Origin of the sequence: Stutzerimonas nosocomialis (assembly GCF_005876855.1) — a bacterium.
GTDB lineage: Bacteria > Pseudomonadota > Gammaproteobacteria > Pseudomonadales > Pseudomonadaceae > Stutzerimonas > Stutzerimonas nosocomialis.
Window position 1 is genome coordinate 1 of the sequence record NZ_QLAE01000041.1, and the last position, 18,775, is coordinate 18,775.

General features: G+C 65.8%; 20 protein-coding genes and 1 pseudogene. 10 read left to right on the forward strand and 11 right to left on the reverse strand.

The window, feature by feature from the left end; all coding sequences use genetic code 11:
• A pseudogene (locus DN824_RS19485) lies at nt 1-88 on the reverse strand (translation elongation factor Ts); the annotation flags it as partial.
• 125 nt (nt 89-213) lie between these two features.
• A complete protein-coding gene (rpsB, locus tag DN824_RS19490; RefSeq protein WP_138410018.1) occupies nt 214-954 on the reverse strand; it encodes a 30S ribosomal protein S2 in 741 nt (246 codons plus the stop codon).
• Nucleotides 955-1,258: 304 nt separating this feature from the next.
• On the opposite strand from rpsB, the gene map reads away from it, so the two are divergent.
• Genes map through dapC form a run of 3 tightly spaced genes read left to right on the forward strand, consistent with a single transcriptional unit; the run spans nt 1,259 to nt 6,042 of the window.
• The gene (gene map / locus DN824_RS19495; protein WP_138410019.1) at nt 1,259-2,041 is read left to right on the forward strand and encodes a type I methionyl aminopeptidase; all 783 of its coding nucleotides are present in this window, start codon (nt 1,259-1,261) and stop codon (nt 2,039-2,041) included.
• 42 nt (nt 2,042-2,083) lie between these two features.
• Entirely contained in the window at nt 2,084-4,786 is a 2,703-nt protein-coding gene (locus DN824_RS19500; protein WP_138410020.1) for a [protein-PII] uridylyltransferase, read from the forward strand.
• Nucleotides 4,787-4,845: 59 nt separating this feature from the next.
• Nucleotides 4,846-6,042, forward strand: coding sequence for a succinyldiaminopimelate transaminase (gene dapC, locus DN824_RS19505; protein WP_138410021.1), 1,197 nt, complete (start codon nt 4,846-4,848; stop codon nt 6,040-6,042).
• 33 nt (nt 6,043-6,075) lie between these two features.
• On the opposite strand, the gene DN824_RS22600 is transcribed toward dapC, so the two are convergent.
• Together DN824_RS22600 and DN824_RS19510 are read right to left on the reverse strand one after the other, a co-directional pair.
• Nucleotides 6,076-6,213: a hypothetical protein gene (locus tag DN824_RS22600; protein WP_174236546.1), complete on the reverse strand. Its 138-nt coding sequence runs from the start codon at nt 6,211-6,213 to the stop codon at nt 6,076-6,078.
• Between the two features lie 39 nt (nt 6,214-6,252).
• Entirely contained in the window at nt 6,253-6,498 is a 246-nt protein-coding gene (locus DN824_RS19510; RefSeq protein WP_138410022.1) for a hypothetical protein, read from the reverse strand.
• A 141-nt stretch (nt 6,499-6,639) separates the two neighbouring features.
• On the opposite strand from DN824_RS19510, the gene DN824_RS19515 reads away from it, so the two are divergent.
• From DN824_RS19515 to DN824_RS19530, 4 genes are all read left to right on the forward strand, one after another.
• Nucleotides 6,640-7,011 (forward strand): ArsC family reductase, encoded by a 372-nt coding sequence (locus tag DN824_RS19515; RefSeq protein ID WP_138410023.1) that lies wholly within the window; start codon nt 6,640-6,642, stop codon nt 7,009-7,011.
• A 47-nt stretch (nt 7,012-7,058) separates the two neighbouring features.
• Nucleotides 7,059-8,093 (forward strand): 2,3,4,5-tetrahydropyridine-2,6-dicarboxylate N-succinyltransferase, encoded by a 1,035-nt coding sequence (gene dapD / locus DN824_RS19520; protein ID WP_138410024.1) that lies wholly within the window; start codon nt 7,059-7,061, stop codon nt 8,091-8,093.
• Nucleotides 8,094-8,168: 75 nt separating this feature from the next.
• A complete protein-coding gene (locus tag DN824_RS19525; RefSeq protein WP_138410025.1) occupies nt 8,169-9,374 on the forward strand; it encodes an aminotransferase class V-fold PLP-dependent enzyme in 1,206 nt (401 codons plus the stop codon).
• On the forward strand, nt 9,371-9,781 hold the full coding sequence (locus DN824_RS19530) for a SufE family protein (protein WP_138410026.1): 411 nt from the start codon (nt 9,371-9,373) through the stop codon (nt 9,779-9,781). Before DN824_RS19525 ends, DN824_RS19530 begins: the two co-directional genes overlap by 4 nt.
• Nucleotides 9,782-9,826: 45 nt before the next feature.
• Here DN824_RS19530 and tcdA read toward each other — a convergent pair whose 3' ends face one another.
• Nucleotides 9,827-10,639 (reverse strand): tRNA cyclic N6-threonylcarbamoyladenosine(37) synthase TcdA, encoded by an 813-nt coding sequence (gene tcdA / locus DN824_RS19535; protein WP_138410027.1) that lies wholly within the window; start codon nt 10,637-10,639, stop codon nt 9,827-9,829.
• A gap of 147 nt (nt 10,640-10,786) precedes the next feature.
• Here tcdA and dapE point away from each other — a divergent pair, with 147 nt between their 5' ends.
• The 3 genes from dapE to DN824_RS19550 are packed head-to-tail and all read left to right on the forward strand — an operon-like array spanning nt 10,787 to nt 13,132.
• Nucleotides 10,787-11,935 carry a succinyl-diaminopimelate desuccinylase gene (gene dapE, locus DN824_RS19540; protein WP_138410028.1) on the forward strand — a complete coding sequence of 383 codons (1,149 nt, stop codon included), beginning with the start codon at nt 10,787-10,789 and terminating at the stop codon, nt 11,933-11,935.
• Complete coding sequence (locus DN824_RS19545) at nt 11,929-12,732, forward strand: putative RNA methyltransferase (protein WP_138410029.1); 804 nt, start codon at nt 11,929-11,931, stop codon at nt 12,730-12,732. The genes dapE and DN824_RS19545 overlap by 7 nt, the downstream gene beginning before the upstream one ends.
• A gap of 28 nt (nt 12,733-12,760) precedes the next feature.
• Nucleotides 12,761-13,132, forward strand: coding sequence for a hypothetical protein (locus tag DN824_RS19550; protein WP_138410030.1), 372 nt, complete (start codon nt 12,761-12,763; stop codon nt 13,130-13,132).
• 96 nt (nt 13,133-13,228) lie between these two features.
• On the opposite strand, the gene DN824_RS19555 is transcribed toward DN824_RS19550, so the two are convergent.
• From DN824_RS19555 to DN824_RS19580, 6 genes are all read right to left on the reverse strand, one after another.
• A complete protein-coding gene (locus tag DN824_RS19555; RefSeq protein ID WP_138410031.1) occupies nt 13,229-13,438 on the reverse strand; it encodes a cold-shock protein in 210 nt (69 codons plus the stop codon).
• 254 nt (nt 13,439-13,692) lie between these two features.
• Entirely contained in the window at nt 13,693-14,394 is a 702-nt protein-coding gene (locus DN824_RS19560) for an aspartate/glutamate racemase family protein (RefSeq protein WP_138410032.1), read from the reverse strand.
• Nucleotides 14,391-15,209 (reverse strand): ABC transporter permease, encoded by an 819-nt coding sequence (locus tag DN824_RS19565; RefSeq protein ID WP_138410033.1) that lies wholly within the window; start codon nt 15,207-15,209, stop codon nt 14,391-14,393. The genes DN824_RS19560 and DN824_RS19565 overlap by 4 nt, the downstream gene beginning before the upstream one ends.
• Before the next feature lie 2 nt (nt 15,210-15,211).
• On the reverse strand, nt 15,212-16,066 hold the full coding sequence (locus DN824_RS19570; protein ID WP_138410034.1) for an ABC transporter permease: 855 nt from the start codon (nt 16,064-16,066) through the stop codon (nt 15,212-15,214).
• A 66-nt stretch (nt 16,067-16,132) separates the two neighbouring features.
• Entirely contained in the window at nt 16,133-17,467 is a 1,335-nt protein-coding gene (locus DN824_RS19575) for an ABC transporter substrate-binding protein (RefSeq protein ID WP_138410035.1), read from the reverse strand.
• Nucleotides 17,464-18,600 carry an ABC transporter ATP-binding protein gene (locus tag DN824_RS19580; RefSeq protein WP_138410036.1) on the reverse strand — a complete coding sequence of 379 codons (1,137 nt, stop codon included), beginning with the start codon at nt 18,598-18,600 and terminating at the stop codon, nt 17,464-17,466. Before DN824_RS19580 ends, DN824_RS19575 begins: the two co-directional genes overlap by 4 nt.
• Nucleotides 18,601-18,775 lie beyond the last annotated feature (175 nt).

Sequence of the window (18,775 nt, forward strand, 5' to 3'; positions counted from 1 at the left end):
CAGCAGTCAGTGCCTTCTTGCAGTCCATCATGCCCTGGCCGGTACGCTCGCGCAGTTCTTTAACCAAGGCCGCAGTAATTTCTGCCATGTCGCAATCCTCTCGATAGGTATTCAAACCATTCATCCGTCAACGGATGATCAATTCGGAAGTGGCAAAAAGGGGGCCTAGCCCCCCTTTTGTTCAACGGGTATCAGCTATGCAACGATGCTCGCTCAGCCTTCGGCGGCCTCGGGTGCAGCTTCCTCGACGAACTCGTCGGAACCGACACCTGCATTCTGACGACCACGCAGGACAGCATCGGCCATCGCGCCGAGGTAAAGCTGAACGGCGCGGATGGCGTCGTCGTTACCCGGGATGATGTAGTCGACGCCTTCAGGGCTGCTGTTGGTATCGACGATGCCGATGACCGGGATGCCCAGCTTGTTGGCTTCGGAGATGGCGATGCGCTCGTGATCGACGTCGATGACGAACATCGCATCAGGCAGGCCGCCCATGTCCTTGATACCGCCCAGGCTGCGATCGAGCTTTTCCAGATCGCGGGTGCGCATCAGGGCTTCTTTCTTGGTCAGCTTGGCGAAAGTGCCGTCCTGGGACTGGACTTCCAGCTCACGCAGACGCTTGATCGAGGCGCGGATGGTCTTGTAGTTGGTCAGCATGCCGCCGAGCCAGCGGTGATCGACGTACGGCGAACCGCAACGGGCCGCTTCTTCGCGAACGATCTTGCCAGCGGAGCGCTTGGTGCCGACGAACAGGATCTTGTTCTTGCCGGAAGCCAGCTTCTCAACGAAGCTCAGGGCTTCATTGAACATCGGCAGGGTCTTCTCGAGGTTGATGATGTGGATCTTGTTGCGCGCGCCGAAAATGTACTTGTCCATTTTCGGGTTCCAGTAACGGGTCTGGTGGCCGAAGTGCACACCGGCCTTCAGCATATCGCGCATGGTGACTTGAGACATGGGACTTCCTCAGTAAGTCGGGTTAGGCCTCCACGCATCCCGATATCCAACCCTTGCGGGCACCCAGGATACCGTGTCGATACGTGTGTGGGGTTAGGCTCGAAGGGGCTACCCCTTCAGAGCGGCGCGTTTTATAGCATAGATCGAAGACTCGATCCATAGCGCAAGCATTCGAAACCCCTGCCTCGAGGAATGCCGGGCAGCGCTGCCGCGGCCCTGCCCTTTTCCGGCTGTGGGCGTATTTGGTTTATCATCGGGCTTTCCGTTTTCCGCCTTGCGCCCGCACCGCGCCCATGAGGTTTGCATGACCGTTAGTATCAAGACGCCTGAAGAGATCGAAAAGATGCGCATCGCCGGCCGACTGGCCGCCGAAGTGCTGGAGATGATCGACGAGTACGTGAAGCCAGGCGTCACCACCGAAGAACTCGACCGGCGGTGCCACGACTACATCGTCAACGTGCAGAACGCGATCCCCGCGCCGCTCAACTACAAGGGCTTCCCCAAATCCATCTGCACCTCGGTCAACCATGTCGTCTGCCACGGCATTCCGGGCGACAAGCCGCTCAAGAACGGCGACGTGCTGAACATCGACATCACCGTCATCAAGGACGGCTACCACGGCGACACCAGCAAGATGTTCCTGGTCGGCACCGTTCCCGAGTGGGCCGAGAAGCTCAGCCGCGTGACCCAGGAATGCCTCTATAAAGGTATCGAACTGGTTCGTCCCGGCGCCCGCCTGGGCGACATCGGCGAAGTGATCCAGAAGCACGCCGAGAAGAACGGCTTCTCGGTGGTGCGCGAATACTGCGGGCACGGCATCGGCAAGGTATTCCACGAGGAGCCCCAGGTGCTGCACTACGGCCGCGCCGGCACGGGCCTGGAGCTCAAGGAAGGCATGACCTTCACCATCGAGCCGATGATCAACCAGGGCCGCCCGGAAACCCGGCTGCTGGGCGACGGCTGGACCGCCATCACCAAGGATCGCAAGCTTTCCGCGCAGTGGGAGCACACCGTTCTGGTGACCGCCGAGGGCTACGAGATCTTCACCCTGCGCAGCGACGACACCATCCCCCGTACCTCAGCCTGAACCGCCCCGGCCGCTCGGTATCGCAGTATTAAGGAGGGCGCCATGCCTCAGGTGGATCCAGAGCTGTTCGATCACGGCCAGTTCCAGGCGGAGCTGGCGCTCAAGTCGAGCCCCATCCCGGCCTTCAAGAAGGCCATTCGCAACGCCCGCGAGGTGCTCGACCAGCGCTTTTCCAGCGGCCGCGAAATCCGCACGCTGATCGAGGACCGCGCCTGGTTCGTCGACCAGATCCTGCGCGCGGCCTGGGGACGCTTCGACTGGAGCGCCGACGCCGCCATCGCCCTCGTCGCCGTCGGCGGCTACGGTCGCGGCGAACTGCACCCCTACTCCGACATCGACCTGCTGATCCTCCTGGACGACAGCGATCACGAGACCTTCCGCGACCCCATCGAAGGCTTCTTGACCCTGCTGTGGGACATCGGCCTGGAAGTCGGGCAAAGCGTGCGCTCGATCGCCGAGTGCGCCGAACAGGCGCGCGCCGACCTGACCGTCATCACCAACCTGATGGAAAGCCGGACCATCGCCGGCCCGGAACGGCTGCGCCAGCAGATGCTGCGGGTCACCAGCACCGACGAGATGTGGCCGAGCCGCGAGTTCTTCCTCGCCAAGCGCGCCGAACAGCTGGCACGGCACGCCAAGTACAACGACACCGAGTACAACCTGGAGCCTAACGTCAAGGGCTCGCCTGGCGGGCTGCGCGACATCCAGACGATCCTCTGGGTGGCGCGCCGGCAGTTCGGCACGCTGAACCTGCGGGCGATGGTCGGCGAAGGCTTCCTGACCGAAAGCGAAAACGCCCTGCTCGCCTCGGCCCAGGAGTTCCTCTGGAAGGTCCGCTACGCGCTGCACATGCTCGCCGGGCGCGCCGAAGACCGCCTGCTGTTCGACCACCAGCGCCGCCTGGCCGCCCTGCTCGGCTACGAAGACAGCGACGGCAAGCTCGCCATCGAGCGCTTCATGCAGAAGTACTACCGCGTGGTGATGAGCATCGCCGAGCTCAGCGACCTGATCGTCCAGCACTTCGAGGAAGTCATCCTGAGCGACGAGGACGCCCCCGCGCCGGTGCCGATCAACAACCGCTTCCAGCTGCATGACGGCTATATCGAGGTGACCGGCCCGACGGTCTTCAAGCGAGCGCCCTTCGCCATTCTCGAAATTTTCGTGTTGCTGGCGCAGAACCCCGAGATCAAGGGCGTTCGCGCCGACACCATTCGCCTGCTGCGCGATCATCGCCACCTGATCGACGATGATTTTCGCGCCGATATCCGCAACACCAGTCTGTTCATCGAGCTGTTCAAGTGCCGCGAGGGCATCCACCGCAACCTGCGTCGGATGAACCGCTACGGCATCCTCGGGCGCTACCTGCCCGAGTTCGGCCACATCGTCGGGCAGATGCAGCACGACCTGTTCCACATCCACACGGTCGACGCCCATACGCTCAACGTCATCAAGTACCTGCGCAAACTGACCAAGCCTGGCGTGGCGGAGAAGTTTCCGCTGGCGGCCAAGCTGGTCGAGCGCCTGCCCAAGCCCGAACTGATCTACCTGGCCGGCCTGTATCACGACATCGGCAAGGGTCGCGGCGGCGATCACTCCGACCTGGGCGCCGTCGACGCCGAGCTGTTCTGCGCACGCCACCAGCTGCCGGCCTGGGATACGCGACTGGTGGTCTGGCTGGTGCAGAACCACCTGTGCCTGTCGACCACGGCGCAACGCAAGGACCTGTCGGACCCGCAGGTCATCAACGACTTCGCCAAGCTGGTCGGCGACGAAACACACCTGGACTACCTCTACGTGCTCACGGTGGCGGACATCAATGCCACCAATCCGAGCCTGTGGAATTCCTGGCGTGCCAGCCTCCTGCGCCAGCTCTATACCGAGACCAAGCGCGCCCTCAGGCGCGGCCTCGAAAACCCGCTGGAGCGCGAAGAGCAGATCCGCCAGACCCAGCGTGCGGCGCTGGACGACCTGGTACGCAACGGCACCGACCCCGACGATGCCGAACAGCTCTGGGCACAGCTGGGCGACGACTACTTCCTGCGCCATACCGCCACCGACGTCGCCTGGCACACCGAGGCGATCATCGAGCACCCCAGCGACGGCGGGCCACTGGTCCTGATCCGCGAAACCACCCAGCGCGACTTCGAAGGCGGCACCCAGATCTTCATCTATGCCGCGGACCAGCACGACTTCTTCGCGGTGACCGTCGCGGCGATGGACCAGCTCAACCTGAACATCTACGACGCCCGGATCATCACCTCCACCAGCCAGTTCACCCTCGACACCTACGTGGTGCTGGATGCCGACGGGATTCCCATCGGCGACAACCCCGAGCGCGTCGAGGAGATCCGCCAGGGGCTGGTCGACGCCCTGCGCAACCCGGAGGACTACCTGACCATCATCCAGCGCCGGGTGCCCCGCCAGCTCAAGCACTTCTCCTTCGCGCCGCAGGTGAACATCCACAACGACGCGCAGCGCCCCCTGACGGTACTCGAGATCATCGCCCCGGACCGCCCCGGCCTGCTGGCGCGCATCGGGCAGCTGTTCCTCGATTTCGACATCTCGGTGCAGAACGCCAAGATCGCCACGCTCGGCGAGCGCGTCGAAGACGTGTTCTTCATCACCGACGCCCATGCCCAGCCGCTGTCGGACCCGGCGCTGTGCGAACGACTGCAGCAGGCGCTGATCCAGCAACTCACCCAGGAAAACCCGCAGCAGCTCTCGCCCAGCAGCTTCGCGATCTGAGCCCTGCCCACCCATGAACCCCGGGTCGCCGCCAGCGGCGACCATGAGACAGACCCGACATGAACGACGCCCTCAATGCCCTGCAGCCCTACCCGTTCGAGAAACTCCGCGCCCTGCTGGCCGGCGTTCAGCCGGACGCCGGCAAGACAGCGATCTCGCTGTCCATCGGTGAGCCGAAGCACCCCTCGCCCGCCTTCGTCGGCGAAGCCTTGACGGCCAACCTCGATCAGCTGGCCGTCTACCCCACGACCCTGGGTATCCCGGCGCTGCGCGAAGCCATTGCGCGCTGGTGCGAACGGCGTTTCTCGGTCGCCGCCGGCACGCTCGATGCGGCCAGCCAGGTGCTGCCGGTCAACGGCACCCGCGAGGCGCTATTCGCCTTCACCCAGACCGTCGTGCAGCGGGGCGTCGAGGGGCTGGTCATCAGCCCCAACCCCTTCTATCAGATCTACGAAGGCGCCGCGCTGCTGGCCGGCGCCACCCCGCACTACCTGCCGTGCCTGGCGGAAAACGGCTTCAACCCCGATTTCGACGCGGTCACCCCGCAGACCTGGGCACGCTGCCAGATCCTCTTCCTCTGCTCGCCCGGCAACCCCACCGGCGCGCTGGTGCCCCTCGCCACCCTGAAAAAGCTGATCGCACTGGCGGACCAGTACGACTTCGTCATCGCCGCCGACGAGTGCTACAGCGAGCTGTACTTCGACGAACAGACCCCGCCGCCCGGCCTGCTGACCGCCTGCGCGGAGCTCGGACGCACGGACTTCAAGCGCTGCGTGGTGTTCCACAGCCTGTCCAAGCGGTCCAACCTGCCCGGGCTGCGCTCAGGTTTCGTCGCCGGCGACGCGAGCCTGCTCAAGGCGTTCCTGCTCTACCGCACCTACCACGGCTGCGCGATGCCGGTGCACACCCAGCTGGCGAGCGTCGCCGCCTGGAACGACGAAGCCCACGTGCGCGCCAATCGTGACCTGTACCGGGAGAAATTCGACGCGGTGCTGGACATTCTCCAGCCCGTGCTGGATGTCGAGCGCCCCGATGGCGGGTTCTACCTCTGGCCGAAGACGCCGGTGGACGATCAGGTCTTCGCCCGCGAGCTCTTTGCCGAGCAGCACGTCACCGTGGTACCCGGCTCGTATCTGTCCCGGGAAGTCGACGGGTTCAACCCGGGCGCCGGACGGGTGCGCATGGCCCTGGTCGCGCCGCTCGCCGATTGCGTCGAGGCGGCGCAGCGGATCCGCACCTTCCTGCAGAGCCGCTGAAACGAGGCGCCGGGCCTGGCCCGGCGCGTCGCCTCAGGCCACTCCCGGCGGAATCTTGTCCTTGCCGTAGTCGCGCAGCTTTTCCAGATTCTCCGGCTTCATGTGCTCCGGGATATCGCTTCGCTGCCGATCATCCCGCCGCTCGCGACCGCTGTCGTTCTGCTCGCTCATGATGCTCTCCTCCCATGTCTGCAGGGCCGGTTCGCGGCCTCAGATCGCGTTTTCTTCCCAGATCAGCTCGCCCTCTTCATCGACCTCGATCACCTTGGTCAGGGCCGCCTCGGCCGCGACGTCGGCCTCCGAGGCGAGGTCGTAGCGCTGGCCGTTGGCGACGGTGAAGATGCGTGCCGGATCGTCCGTATCGCGACGCTTCACCGCGATGACCGCCTCGAAGGCGTCGTCGGCCGGAACCGCGGAAGAAACCGCTTCGAACTTCTCGAAATGCTTGCGCGCCATGGTGCTCTCCATCGTTGCGAATGTTCTCAATGGACAGACGCAGGTGGCAAAAGGTCGAACCCGCCGGCGGCAACGGCGCATCCTCGGCACAACGTGGCATAATCGCCGACCCGGTATTGGCAGAGGTCACGGAGAGCCGTCATGCCCAACGACAAGCCGCTGGTGCGCCTATTCGGCATCAAGGCGTGCGACACCATGAAAAAGGCCCGCACCTGGCTCGATGAGCAGGGTGTCGAGTACGCCTTCCACGACTACAAGAGCGCCGGCATCGACCGTGCGCACCTGCAGGCCTGGTGCGACGAGCACGGCTGGCAGACCGTGCTGAACCGCGCGGGGACGACCTTTCGCAAGCTCGACGACGCGCAGAAGGCCGACCTGGATCAGGACAAGGCCATCGAGCTGATGCTCGCGCAGCCCTCGATGATCAAGCGCCCGGTGCTCGACCTGGGCGACCGCACCCTGGTCGGCTTCAAGCCCGACCTCTACGCTGCCGCGCTGCCGGCGCGCACCTGAACCCGACATGCGCCCCACGCCGGGCGCGACTGACAGAAGGAATCGCAATGTCCACTACTCTCTTCAGCCTGGCATTTGGCGTCGGCACCCAGAACCGTCAGGGCAACTGGCTGGAAGTCTTCTATGCGCAGCCACTGCTCAACCCGGCCGGCGAACTGGTCGACGCGGTCGCCAACCTGCTCGGCTACAGCGGCGGCAACCAGGCGATCAGCCTGACCACCTCCCAGGCTTCCCAGCTGGCCGACGCCCTCAAGCCGATCGACCCGACGCAGTGCGCACTGCTGACCCGCCTGGCCGAAAGCCAGCGCCCGCTGGTGGCGACCTTCCTCGCCGAAGACGCCGCGCTGACCTCCACCCCCGAGGCCTACCTCAAGCTGCACCTGCTGTCGCACCGCCTGGTCAAGCCCCACGGCCTGAACCTCGCCGGCATCTTCCCGCTGCTGCCCAACGTGGCCTGGACCAGCGAAGGCGCGATCGACCTGGCCGAGCTTGCCGAACGCCAGCTCGAAGCGCGCCTCAAGGGCGAGCTGCTGGAAGTCTTCTCCGTCGACAAGTTCCCCAAGATGACCGACTACGTGGTACCGGCCGGCGTACGCCTGGCCGATAGCGCGCGCGTGCGCCTGGGCGCCTACATCGGCGAAGGCACGACCGTCATGCACGAGGGCTTCGTCAACTTCAACGCCGGCACCGAAGGCCCGGGGATGATCGAAGGCCGCGTTTCGGCCGGCGTCTTCGTCGGCAAGGGTTCGGACCTGGGCGGCGGCTGCTCCACCATGGGCACCCTGTCCGGCGGCGGCAACATCGTCATCTCGGTGGGCGAAGGCTGCCTGATCGGCGCCAATGCCGGCATCGGCATTCCGCTGGGCGACCGCAACACCGTCGAGGCAGGCCTCTACATCACCGCCGGCACCAAGGTGAACCTGCTCGACGAGCAGAACCAGTTGGTCAAGGTGGTCAAGGCGCGCGACCTGGCCGGCCAGACCGACCTGCTGTTCCGCCGCAATTCGCAGACCGGCGCGGTCGAATGCAAGACCCACAAGTCCGCGATCGAGCTCAACGAGGCGCTCCACGCGCACAACTGACAGGAGCAGCGCCGGGCTGTACGCCGCAAGCCGCATCACGCGCCGCTTGCGGCCTGCCGCCCGAGCTTTCAGCCTATGGCCCTCACGTCTCCCTGGCGAGCCGACTTCCCGGCGATCTCCGTGCTCGAAGCCGAAGGCCAGACCTACCTCGACAGCGCCGCCACGGCGCAGAAGCCACAAGCCCTGATGGACCGGGTGTACGGCTACTTCCGCAGCGGCGCGGCGAACGTGCACCGAGCCCAGCACCTGCCGTCCGAGCGCGCCACCCGCGCGTTCGAGGCGACGCGTGAAACCACCGCACGCTGGCTCAACGCCCGCGCAGACGACGAAATCGTCTTCACCCATGGCGCCACCGAGGCGTTCAACCTGCTGGCGTACGGCCTGGAAGCGCAGTTCCGGAGCGGTGACGAGATCGTCATCAGCACGCTCGAACACCACGCCAACCTGCTGCCCTGGCAGCAGCTGGCGCGGCGCAAGGGGCTGCGGCTGGTGGTCCTGCCGATCGATGCCAAGGGCCGGGTGGACCTGCAGGTCGCGTCCGGGCTGATCGGCACACGCACACGGCTGCTCGCGATCAGCCAGCTCTCCAACGTGCTGGGCACCTGGCAACCGCTCACCGAGTTGCTCGAACTGGCGCGACGCGTGGGTGCGATCACGGTGGTCGATGGCGCCCAGGGGATCGTCCACGGACGCCACGACGTGCAGGCGCTCGGCTGCGATTTCTACGTGTTCTCCAGCCACAAGCTCTACGGGCCGGAAGGCCTGGGCGTGCTCTACGGTCGCCGCGACCGCTTGCTGACGCTCCGGCACTGGCAGTTCGGCGGCGAGATGGTTCGCCATGCGCGCCTGGACGACGCCGACTTCCATGCGCCGCCGATGGGCCTGGAAGCCGGGACCCCCGCCATCGGCGCGGTGATCGGCCTGGGCGCCACGCTCGGCTACCTGGGCGGGCTCGACGCCGAGGCCGTTCACCGCCACGAACGAGCCCTGCTCGACAGGCTGTGCCAGGGGCTGCGTCAGCGCGCCGGCGTGCGGCTGCTGGGCGAGCCGCAGGCGGCGCTCGCCAGCTTCGTCGTCGAGGGCGTGCACAACGCCGATCTGGCGAGCCTGCTCGGCGAACAGGGCATCGCCGTCCGCGCCGGGCAGCACTGCGCGATGCCGCTGTACCAGAGCCTCGAACTCGGTGGCGCGATACGGGTGTCGCTGGCGTTGTACAACGACGGCAGCGATCTGGATCGCTTCTTCGCCGCATTGGACGCGGCATTGGAGATACTCCGATGACCTTGCCCGCGGCGGCCGCCGAAGCCCTGCAGCGGTTCGCCGACGCGGGTGGCTGGGAGCAGCGTGCGCGCCTGCTGATGCAGTGGGGCGAGCGCCTCGAGCCGCTGGACGACCGCGAACGTAACGAAGCCAATCGCGTTCAGGGCTGCGAAAGCCAGGTCTGGCTGACCGGCACCCAGCGGGACGGGTTCTGGTATTACCGCGCGGCCAGCGAGGCCCGCCTGCTGCGTGGCCTGCTCGCCCTGTTGATCGAGCGCGTCAACGGACTCAGCGCCGAAGAACTCGCCACCCTCGACCTGACCCAGTGGTTCACCGATCTCGGTCTTGCGCGGCAACTGTCCCCCTCCCGCAGCAATGGCCTGATGGCCGTGCTGCGGCGGATGCGCGCGCTCTCCGAGCAAGGCTGAGCAGCTGTCAGGCGGCGCGCTCCGGCCCCGCCGGCGGCCCGTGATTCAGCGTTTGCCGGCAGACCGCTCCGCCGGTCGTCGCGCACCGGCGACCAGCTTGTCCACCGCGCGGGCGGCCGCCACCATGCCGAAGCTCGCGGTCACCATCATCGCCGCCCCGAAGCCGCCGGCGCAGTCGAGCTTGACGCCCTCGCCCACGAAGCTTTTCGACTGGCAGACGCCGCCGTCGGGCTTGGGATAACGCAGCTGCTCGGTGGAAAAGACGCAGGGCACGCTGTAGTGACGGCCCGGCGTCCGCGAAAAGTTGTAATCGCGGCGCAGCGTGGAGCGCACCTTGGCGGCGAGCGGATCGTTGAAGGTCTTGTTCAGGTCGGCGACCTGGATCTGCGTCGGGTCGATCTGCCCGCCCGCCCCGCCGGTGGCGATGATCTGGATCTTGCGGCGCTTGCACCAGGCGATCAGCGCCGCCTTCGCCGGAACGCTGTCGATGCAGTCGATGACGCAATCCATCTCTTCGGTGATGTACGAGTCCATGGTGTCGCGGGTGACGAAGTCGGCCACGGCATGCACCGTGCAGCCGGGGCTGATGGCCCGCAGCCGCTCGGCCATCACCTCGACCTTGGGCCGGCCGACCATCCCTTCGAGGGCATGGACCTGGCGGTTGGTGTTGGTCACGCAGACGTCGTCCAGGTCGAACAGGGAAATCTCGCCCACGCCACTGCGCACCAGCGCCTCGGCCGCCCAGGACCCCACCCCGCCGATGCCCACCACCGCGACGTGGGCCGCCATCAGGCGCTCGAGCCCCTCGCTGCCATACAACCGGCCGATACCGCCGAAACGCTCGTCTTGTCTGTCCACTGGCTACCCTCCGCTATCGGCGCAGTTTATCGAAACCCCGCCCCTGCGCCCAAACCGGGTGACAGGCGAGACGCAGCCCGGCGCGGGTCAAATGGCCGCCATTGCTTTAAAATGGCGCTCTTTTTGTCCGTGCCGTCCGGAGTCGCAATGCCCGTCGCCCCGCTTTCCCCGACCTTGGAACTCGCTTGCGAGCTGATCCGTCGCCCCTCCGTCACCCCCGCCGACGAGGGCTGCCAGGAGCTGATGCAAAAGCGCCTGGCCGATGCGGGGTTCGCCATCGAGCCGATGCGCATCGAAGACGTCGACAATTTCTGGGCGATCCGCGGCAGCGAAGGACCGGTGCTGTGCTTTGCCGGCCATACCGACGTGGTACCCACCGGGCCCCAGGCAGCCTGGGAACACAAGCCCTTCGAAGCCAGCATCGACGAACAGGGCATGCTGCGCGGACGCGGCGCCGCCGACATGAAGGGCAGCCTCGCGGCCATGGTGGTCGCGGTCGAGCGCTTCGTCGCCGAGTACCCGCAGCACCGGGGCCAGATCGCCTTCCTGATCACCAGCGACGAGGAAGGCCCGGCCCATCACGGCACCAAGGCCGTGGTCGAACGCCTGCGCGAACGTGGCCAGCGCCTGGACTGGTGCATCGTCGGCGAACCCTCGAGCACCGCGCTGCTCGGCGACGTGGTGAAGAACGGCCGACGCGGTTCGCTCGGCGGCACCCTGACCGTGCGCGGCCAGCAGGGCCACGTCGCCTACCCGCACCTGGCGAGGAACCCGATCCACCTGGCGGCACCGGCGCTGGCCGAACTCGCCGCCGAGCACTGGGACGACGGCAACCGCTTCTTCCCGCCCACCAGCTTCCAGATCTCCAACCTCAATTCCGGCACCGGCGCCACCAACGTGATCCCCGGCACCCTGGAGGCCGTGTTCAATTTCCGCTTCTCGACCGAATCGACCGTCGAGCAGCTTCAGCAGCGCACCGCCGCGATCCTTGATCGCTACGGCCTGGACTGGCACGTGGACTGGGCACTGTCCGGCCTGCCGTTCCTCACCGAGCCGGGCGAACTGCTCGATGCGGTGGCGTCCGCCATTCGCGAAGTCACCGGCCGTGAAACCACCCCCTCGACCAGCGGCGGCACCTCCGACGGGCGCTTCATCGCCACGCTGGGAACCCAGGTGGTCGAGCTGGGCCCGGTCAACGCCACCATTCACCAGGTGGACGAACGCATCCTCGCCAGCGATCTGGACGTGCTGACCGACGTCTACCACCAGACGCTGGTTCGCCTGCTCGCATGCTGACCTGCCCGCTCTGCCAGGCCCCGCTGCACGCCGTCGAGCGCGGCGTCGCCTGCCCGGCCGGGCATCGCTTCGATCGCGCACGCCAGGGCTACCTCAACCTGTTGCCGGTGCAACACAAGAACAGCCGCGACCCGGGCGACAACCAGGCGATGGTGGAGGCCCGCCGGCGCTTTCTCGACGGCGGCCATTACGCCCCGCTCGCCGCGCGGCTGGCCGAGCTCGCCGCCGAACGCGCGCCGGGCACCTGGCTGGACATCGGCTGCGGCGAGGGCTACTACACCGAACAGCTCGCCCGTGCCCTGCCCGAGGCGAGAGGCTTCGCGCTGGACATCTCCCGGGAAGCGGTCAAGCGCGCCTGCCGCCGGGCGCCGCAACTCGACTGGCTGGTCGCGAGCATGGCACGCATCCCGCTGGCCGACGGCAGCTGCAATCTGCTGGCAAGCGTGTTCAGCCCGCTGGACTGGGCCGAGGCCCGGCGCCTGCTGCCCAGCGGCGGCGGCCTGCTGCGCATGGGGCCAACCCGCGACCACCTCTGGGAACTGCGTGCCCGGCTATACGACGAGGTGCGCGACTACGACGACGAGAAACACCTGTCCCTGATTCCCGAGGGCATGCATCTGGCCCATAGCGAAACGCTGAACTATCGCCTGCGCCTGGACGATGCCCAGGCCCGCGCCGACCTGCTGGCCATGACGCCGCACGGCTGGCGAGCCAATGCCGAGCGCCGGGCGGCGGTCATCGACGCGCCACTTGAGGTCGGCGTTGCGATACGCTACGACTGGATTCAGCGGGACTAGCCCCGCGCCCTTCAGACAAGGCAGACAGATGCGGCAACCGGATATCGAAATCTACCTCAGGGACGCCGATCAGCAGGCCGTATCGGCCTGGCTGGAACAGGCCATCGGCCCCTGCTCGCCGTGGCGGCAGAAAGGCCAGACCTTCAAGTGCAATGCAGCCGACGTGCCGGTGACCTGGCTACCCAAGGCGGTCGGCAAATGGCATTGCCTGCTGCTCGAGAGCGATACCACGCCCTGGGCGGACGACCTCGCCTGCGCCCGCGCCGCCCATCAGGCGCTGGGCGTGGAGATACGCTGCGCGCCGGGGAGCTGGCAGGAAGAGGAAGCGGAAGAAGACGCCGATCGCTGGATCAGCGTCAGCGAACGCGGCGAAGAGGAAATCGTCTGGCGCACGGGCTGACCAGCCTGGCGCGGATATCGGGGCACAGCCACTTGGCAGCGTCCGCCGCAGGAACCGGATAAACGAAAGGCCCGTCACTGACGGGCCTTTTGGGTCTCAGGCGCCGGAAACGTCTTCGGCTTGCAAACCTTTCTGACCCTGGATCACCGAGAACTCCACTTTCTGACCCTCGGCCAGGGAGCGGTGACCCTCACCACGGATAGCGCGGTAGTGCACGAACACATCGGCCCCGCTATCACGCTGAATGAACCCATAGCCCTTGGCATCATTGAACCACTTGACGGTTCCGATCTCACGATCAGCCATTACCACTTCTCCAACTCTCTTTTATTAGCCTCCGGGGAGGGTCTCGACGGCCCACGCGAGAACGTTCTTCCATGACCGTCCTTGCACCAGCAGGGGCGGATACGAGTCGCGTTCCGGGGACAACCGCTCCGGGAGTATAAAACACTCGTTACGGCTTTAAAGGACTTTTTTGATTCGCCAGAACCCTTGCGCCACTAGGCCTGCAGCGTATCCGCAAGTGGTTTCTGACCCCTTGCACAGCATTGAGGCAAGCTTCAGGACTGCTTCTGCAACGGTGCCCTGTAACTGAGCAATTTGCTCGTCCCCAGCCCCAGACTCACCAGGGATTCGACCCACTTCAGAGCCACCTGGACGCCATCGATCACCGGGGCGCCGAGGGCATCCTGCAAGGGCCTGGCCCACTGGCTCATGCCCGCGCAACCGAGCACGAGGCATTCGCTTCGATCCTGTTCCAGGATCTGCCGCCCGAGCGCGAGCAGCCGCTGGTAATGCGCCGGGTCGCGCTCGAGTTCGAGCACCGGGATATCGGCCGCATGGACCCTGGCGCAGCGCCGGTCGAGCCCGTAGGCGCGCATGTTGCGTTCGATGATGTGGATCGACCGCGGCAGGCTGGTGAGGACCGAATACCGCACGCTGAGCATGCTCGCCGCATGCATCGCCGCCTCGCCGATGCCGATCACCGGCCCCTCGGCCAGCTCGCGCGCGGCATCCAGCCCGGTATCGTCGAAGCAGGCGATGACGAACCCCTGCACGCCCTCGGCCTGTCCCCTCGCCACCGCCGGCAACAGATGGAACGCGGCCTGCACCCCGTCGGCGGCGCCTTCGATGCTGGCCACCGAAGCCGGCAGGTGGATCACCTCGAGGGCGGTGTCCGCCGCCTTGACCCGCTGCCCGGCGGCATCGAGCAGTCGCGCCATGCCGGCCGAGGCGTTGGGGTTGATCATCCGGATCTTCATGTGCGCGTCCTCGCCCGTGCGCTCAGCGCCATGGCCAGCAGCACCAGGGCGATCAGACTGAAGGAAAACAGCGTGGTCAGGGTGCCGAGCGCATAGAGCACCGGCGTGGTGACGTTGGTGGTCATGCCGAACACTTCCAGGGGCAAGGTGTTGAAGCTGCCGGCGACCATCAGGGTGCGAGCGAACTCGTCGTAGGACAGGGTCAGCCCGAACAGCGCCACGCCGAACAGGCTGGGGGCGATCAGCGGCAGGACGATCAGCCGCACCGTTTGCCAGGGGCTCGCGCCCAGGTCGCGGGCCGCCATTTCATAGGCGCGATCGAAGCGGTTGAACACCGCGAACATGATCAGCAGCCCGAACGGCAGCGTCCAGGTCAGGTGCGCACCGAAGGCCGAGCTGTACCAGTTCGGCTCCCAGCCCAGGCGGTCGAACATCAGGCCGATGCCCAGGCTGACCAGAATGGACGGAATGATCAGGCTCGCCAGGGTCAGGTAGAACAACCACTGGCTACCGGCGAACCGCCGGCGATAGGCGAAGCCAGCGAGCACCGAGAACAGCAGCGTGCAGGCCATGACCCCGAGCCCCAGCAGTATCGAGCGCGTGAAGGAGCCGCCGAAATCGCCGACCTGCTGGGTGGTGAACAGGTTGCCGAACCAGTGCAGCGACACGCCGTTGAGCGGGAAGGTCAGGCCGCCGTTCGGGCCATGGAACGAAAGAATGCCGATGGTCAGCGTCGGCCCGTAGAGAAACAGGAGGAAGAGTCCGAAGACCAGGCTCAGGACGTAGAAACTGGCCGGGCGGCGGGAGGATTTCATCGCTACAACTCCTTGCGGATATCGACCAGACGGAACATCGCCACCAGCATCAGCAGCACGGTGGCCAGCAGCACGACGGCCCCCGCAGCGGCGGCTGGGTATTGCAGCAGGCTGATCTCGTTGTGGATCAACACGCCGACCGATGCCCGCAGCCCGCCGCCCATGATCCGCACGGTGACGAAGTCGCCCATCACCAGGGTCAGCACGAAGATGCTGCCGATCAGCACGCCGGACTTGCACAGCGGCACGATCACCAGCAGCAGGATCTGCCAGGCATGGGCCCCGGCGTCGCGCGCCGCCTCGATCAGCCGGCGGTCGATGCGCATCATGGTGTTGAAGATCGGCACCACCATGAACAGCGTGTAGAGGTGGACGTAGGCCAGCACGATGGAGAAATCGCTGTAGAGCAGGAATTCCAGCGGCGCGTCGATCAGACCGGCGCTCTGCAGGCCGGTGTTCACCAGCCCGTTGCGGCCGAGCAGCGGAATCCAGGAAATCATCCGGATGATGTTGGAAGTGAAGAACGGGATGGTGCACAGCAGAAACAGCAGCGTCTGCATCCGGGTGCTGCGGATGTGGAACGCCAGGTAATAGGCGATGGTGAACCCCAGCACCAGGGTGATCGCCCAGGTGATCAACGCGTATTTGAAGGTGTTGAGGTAGGCCTGCCAGGTCACCGACGAGGACAGCAGATACTGGTAATTGTCGAAGATGAACGCCGGCAGCAGCTGATAGGAATCGTAGTCCCAGAAGCTCACCGTGACGATCACGGCGATGGGAAAGACCAGGAAGACCAGCAGCGTCAGCGCCAGCGGCAACGACTGCAGGTGACTGATGTTGGCGAGTGCGGTACGCATGGGGATTTCCCTGTTGGCAGCGGGCCCGCTCATACGGTCGCGAAAGCGGGCCGCTGCGCTTGGCCGTCAGGAGACGATGAACTCGTTCCACTTGCGGATCATGTGGCGGTTCTCGTCCATCACCGAGTTCCAGCAGGCCACGCTGCCCATGCGCTGCTCGTAGGAACCGCCGTCACGTACCGCGCCGGCCTTCTCCATGACCTCCCCCTGCGGGTTGAGGATGTCTCCCTGGGCCGCCTTGCCTTCCATCCAGTAGCCCCACTCGTCCTCGCTCATGAACTGCCGCGAGGTCGCCGGCGCGGCGCTGTAGTAGCCCTGGCGGTTGAGGTAGGCGCCGACCCAACCGGAGAGGTACCAGTCGATGTATTCGTAGGCCGCATCGAGCTCCAGCCCCGACAGGTGCTTGGCCAGACCGATACCGCCACCCCAGGCGCGATAACCCTCTTCCAGGGGCTGATAGCGGCATTCCACCCCACGGCTGCGCACCGCGGCCACCGCCGGCGACCACATCGACTGGATCACCACCTCGCCCGAGGCCATCAGGTTCACCGACTCGTCGAAGCTCTTCCAGAAGGCGCGGAACTGGCCGTCCTTCTTCGCCTGCATGAGGATCGCGACGGTCTTGTCGATTTCCTCCCTGGTCATGTTGCCTTTGTCGCCGTAGCTCACCGCCCCCATCGATTCACAGATCATCGCCGCGTCCATGATGCCGATCGACGGGATGTTGAGGATCGAGGTCCTGCCCTTGAAAGCCGGGTCCATGATGTCGCGCCAATGGGTGATCGGGCGGCCCACCAGGTCCGGGCGGATGCCCAGCGTGTCGGCGTTGTAGATCGTCGGGATCAGTGTCATCCAGCGCGTCGGCTCGCTGGCGAACTTCACCGAGTCGGCGCTTTCGACGAAGCCGACCGTATGCGGCGCGGTGCCCTGGGCGATGGTGGAATCGGGCGTCAGCTTGCCGGTGATGAACAGTGGCGAGATCTTGTCGAAGTTCTTCAGACGCGTGGTATCCATCGCCTGCATCACGCCGGAGGGGAACACCTTCTTGCCGATCCAGTACTCGATATCGGCGATGTCGTAGGACTTCGGCTGGGTCACCGCCCGCTGCGCCACCGCATCGGAATCCAGCGCCGTGAGCTGCAGCGTGATGCCCAGATCCTCCTTGGCCTTGCGTGCGATGTCGTTGAGGTTGGAGACCCCGGTGCCGAACTGGCGCAGCGTGACGTTCTTGATGTTCTGCGCCCAGATCATCGGAAACCCGGTGATCGCTCCGGACCCGACCGCGACCGCCGATGCGGCGCCCAGCCCCTTGATCAGGCTACGTCTGGACAATCCCTTCTCGGCCACCGGGGCGGTGGGTGCGGCGTGTTGCTCAGGCGTGCTGTCATCGTGCTCTTTCATGGCTGGACCTCCGTGGTCGGGTTGGCATGCTGTGGGGAAAACAGATTGACGTGGGCGGCGCTCCAGCCGAGGCAGACCTCGCTGCCGACCTGCGGGACCTGTTGCGTCCGGTCGGGCAGGTAGGCCAGCACCGGCATCGCACCCGGGCTCTGGCATTCGACGTAGAGGAAGGCGCCCTGGAACTCGACGTCGGTGACGCGCGCCGGCAGCAGGAAGCGGCCCGGCGCCGCAGCGCTCGTCGACGGCAGGATGTCCAGGTGGTCGCTGCGCACCGAAAAGGAAACCGGTGTGCCGGCGGCGGCGCCGAGACAGGGCCCGAGCTGCGAATCGCTCAAATACCCGCGCGCGGCACCCTCGATGACGAGCTCGGTGCCCTGATCCGAGCGGCGGCCCAGGGTGCCCTGCATCAGCGCATGGCCGCCGATGAACTGGGCCACGAAAGGCGTGCTCGGCGTCTCGAACAGCGCCCGTGGCGAGCCGACCTGCTGGATCCGTCCGCCGTCCATCACCACCGCCAGGTCCGCGAGGGCGAAGGCCTCTTCCTGCGAGTGGGTGACATGAATGAAGGTCAGCCCGAGCTTCTTCTGGATCGCCTTGAGTTCCTTGCGCATGCGGATGCGCAAAAAAGGGTCGAGCGCGGAAAGGGGCTCGTCGAGTAGCACCACGTCCGGCTGGGTGATCAGCGCGCGGGCCAGCGCCACCCGCTGCTGCTGGCCACCGGAAAGCTGGTCGGGGTAGCTTCCGGCGAAATCCTGCATGTTCACCAGCGCCAGCAACTCCCTGGCCCGGGCGTGGCGATCGGCCTTGCCCATGCCGGCGATGCGCAGGCCGAAGGCGACGTTGTCCAGGCAGTTCATGTGCGGGAACAGCGCGTAGTTCTGGAACATCATCGCGGTGCCGCGCCGGGTCGGCGAAAAATCGGTGACGTTGCGGTTATCCATCAGGATGTCGCCATCGCTGACCGGCTCGTGCCCGGCGAGCATCCGCAGGGTGGTGCTCTTGCCGCAGCCGCTCGGTCCGAGCAGGCAGCAATAACTGCCACTGGGAATGACCAGATTGAGATCGCTGACGGCGCTGCGCGCCTGGTAGGCCTTGTGCACCGCGACCAGTTCGACCCGTCCTTTGCCTGACATCGCATCGCTCATATTGCTAACAATTTTGAATTTCAAGTTAGCAACAGCTATGCCAGTGACCGGGGCGTTTTGGGCTGCACGCTCGCAAGCAGCTGAAAACGGTGAATTTTCAGCACTCGTCCAAGAGCCGGCAAAACAGCCGGAAATCAGCCTATAACGGCATTAACCCGCAAAG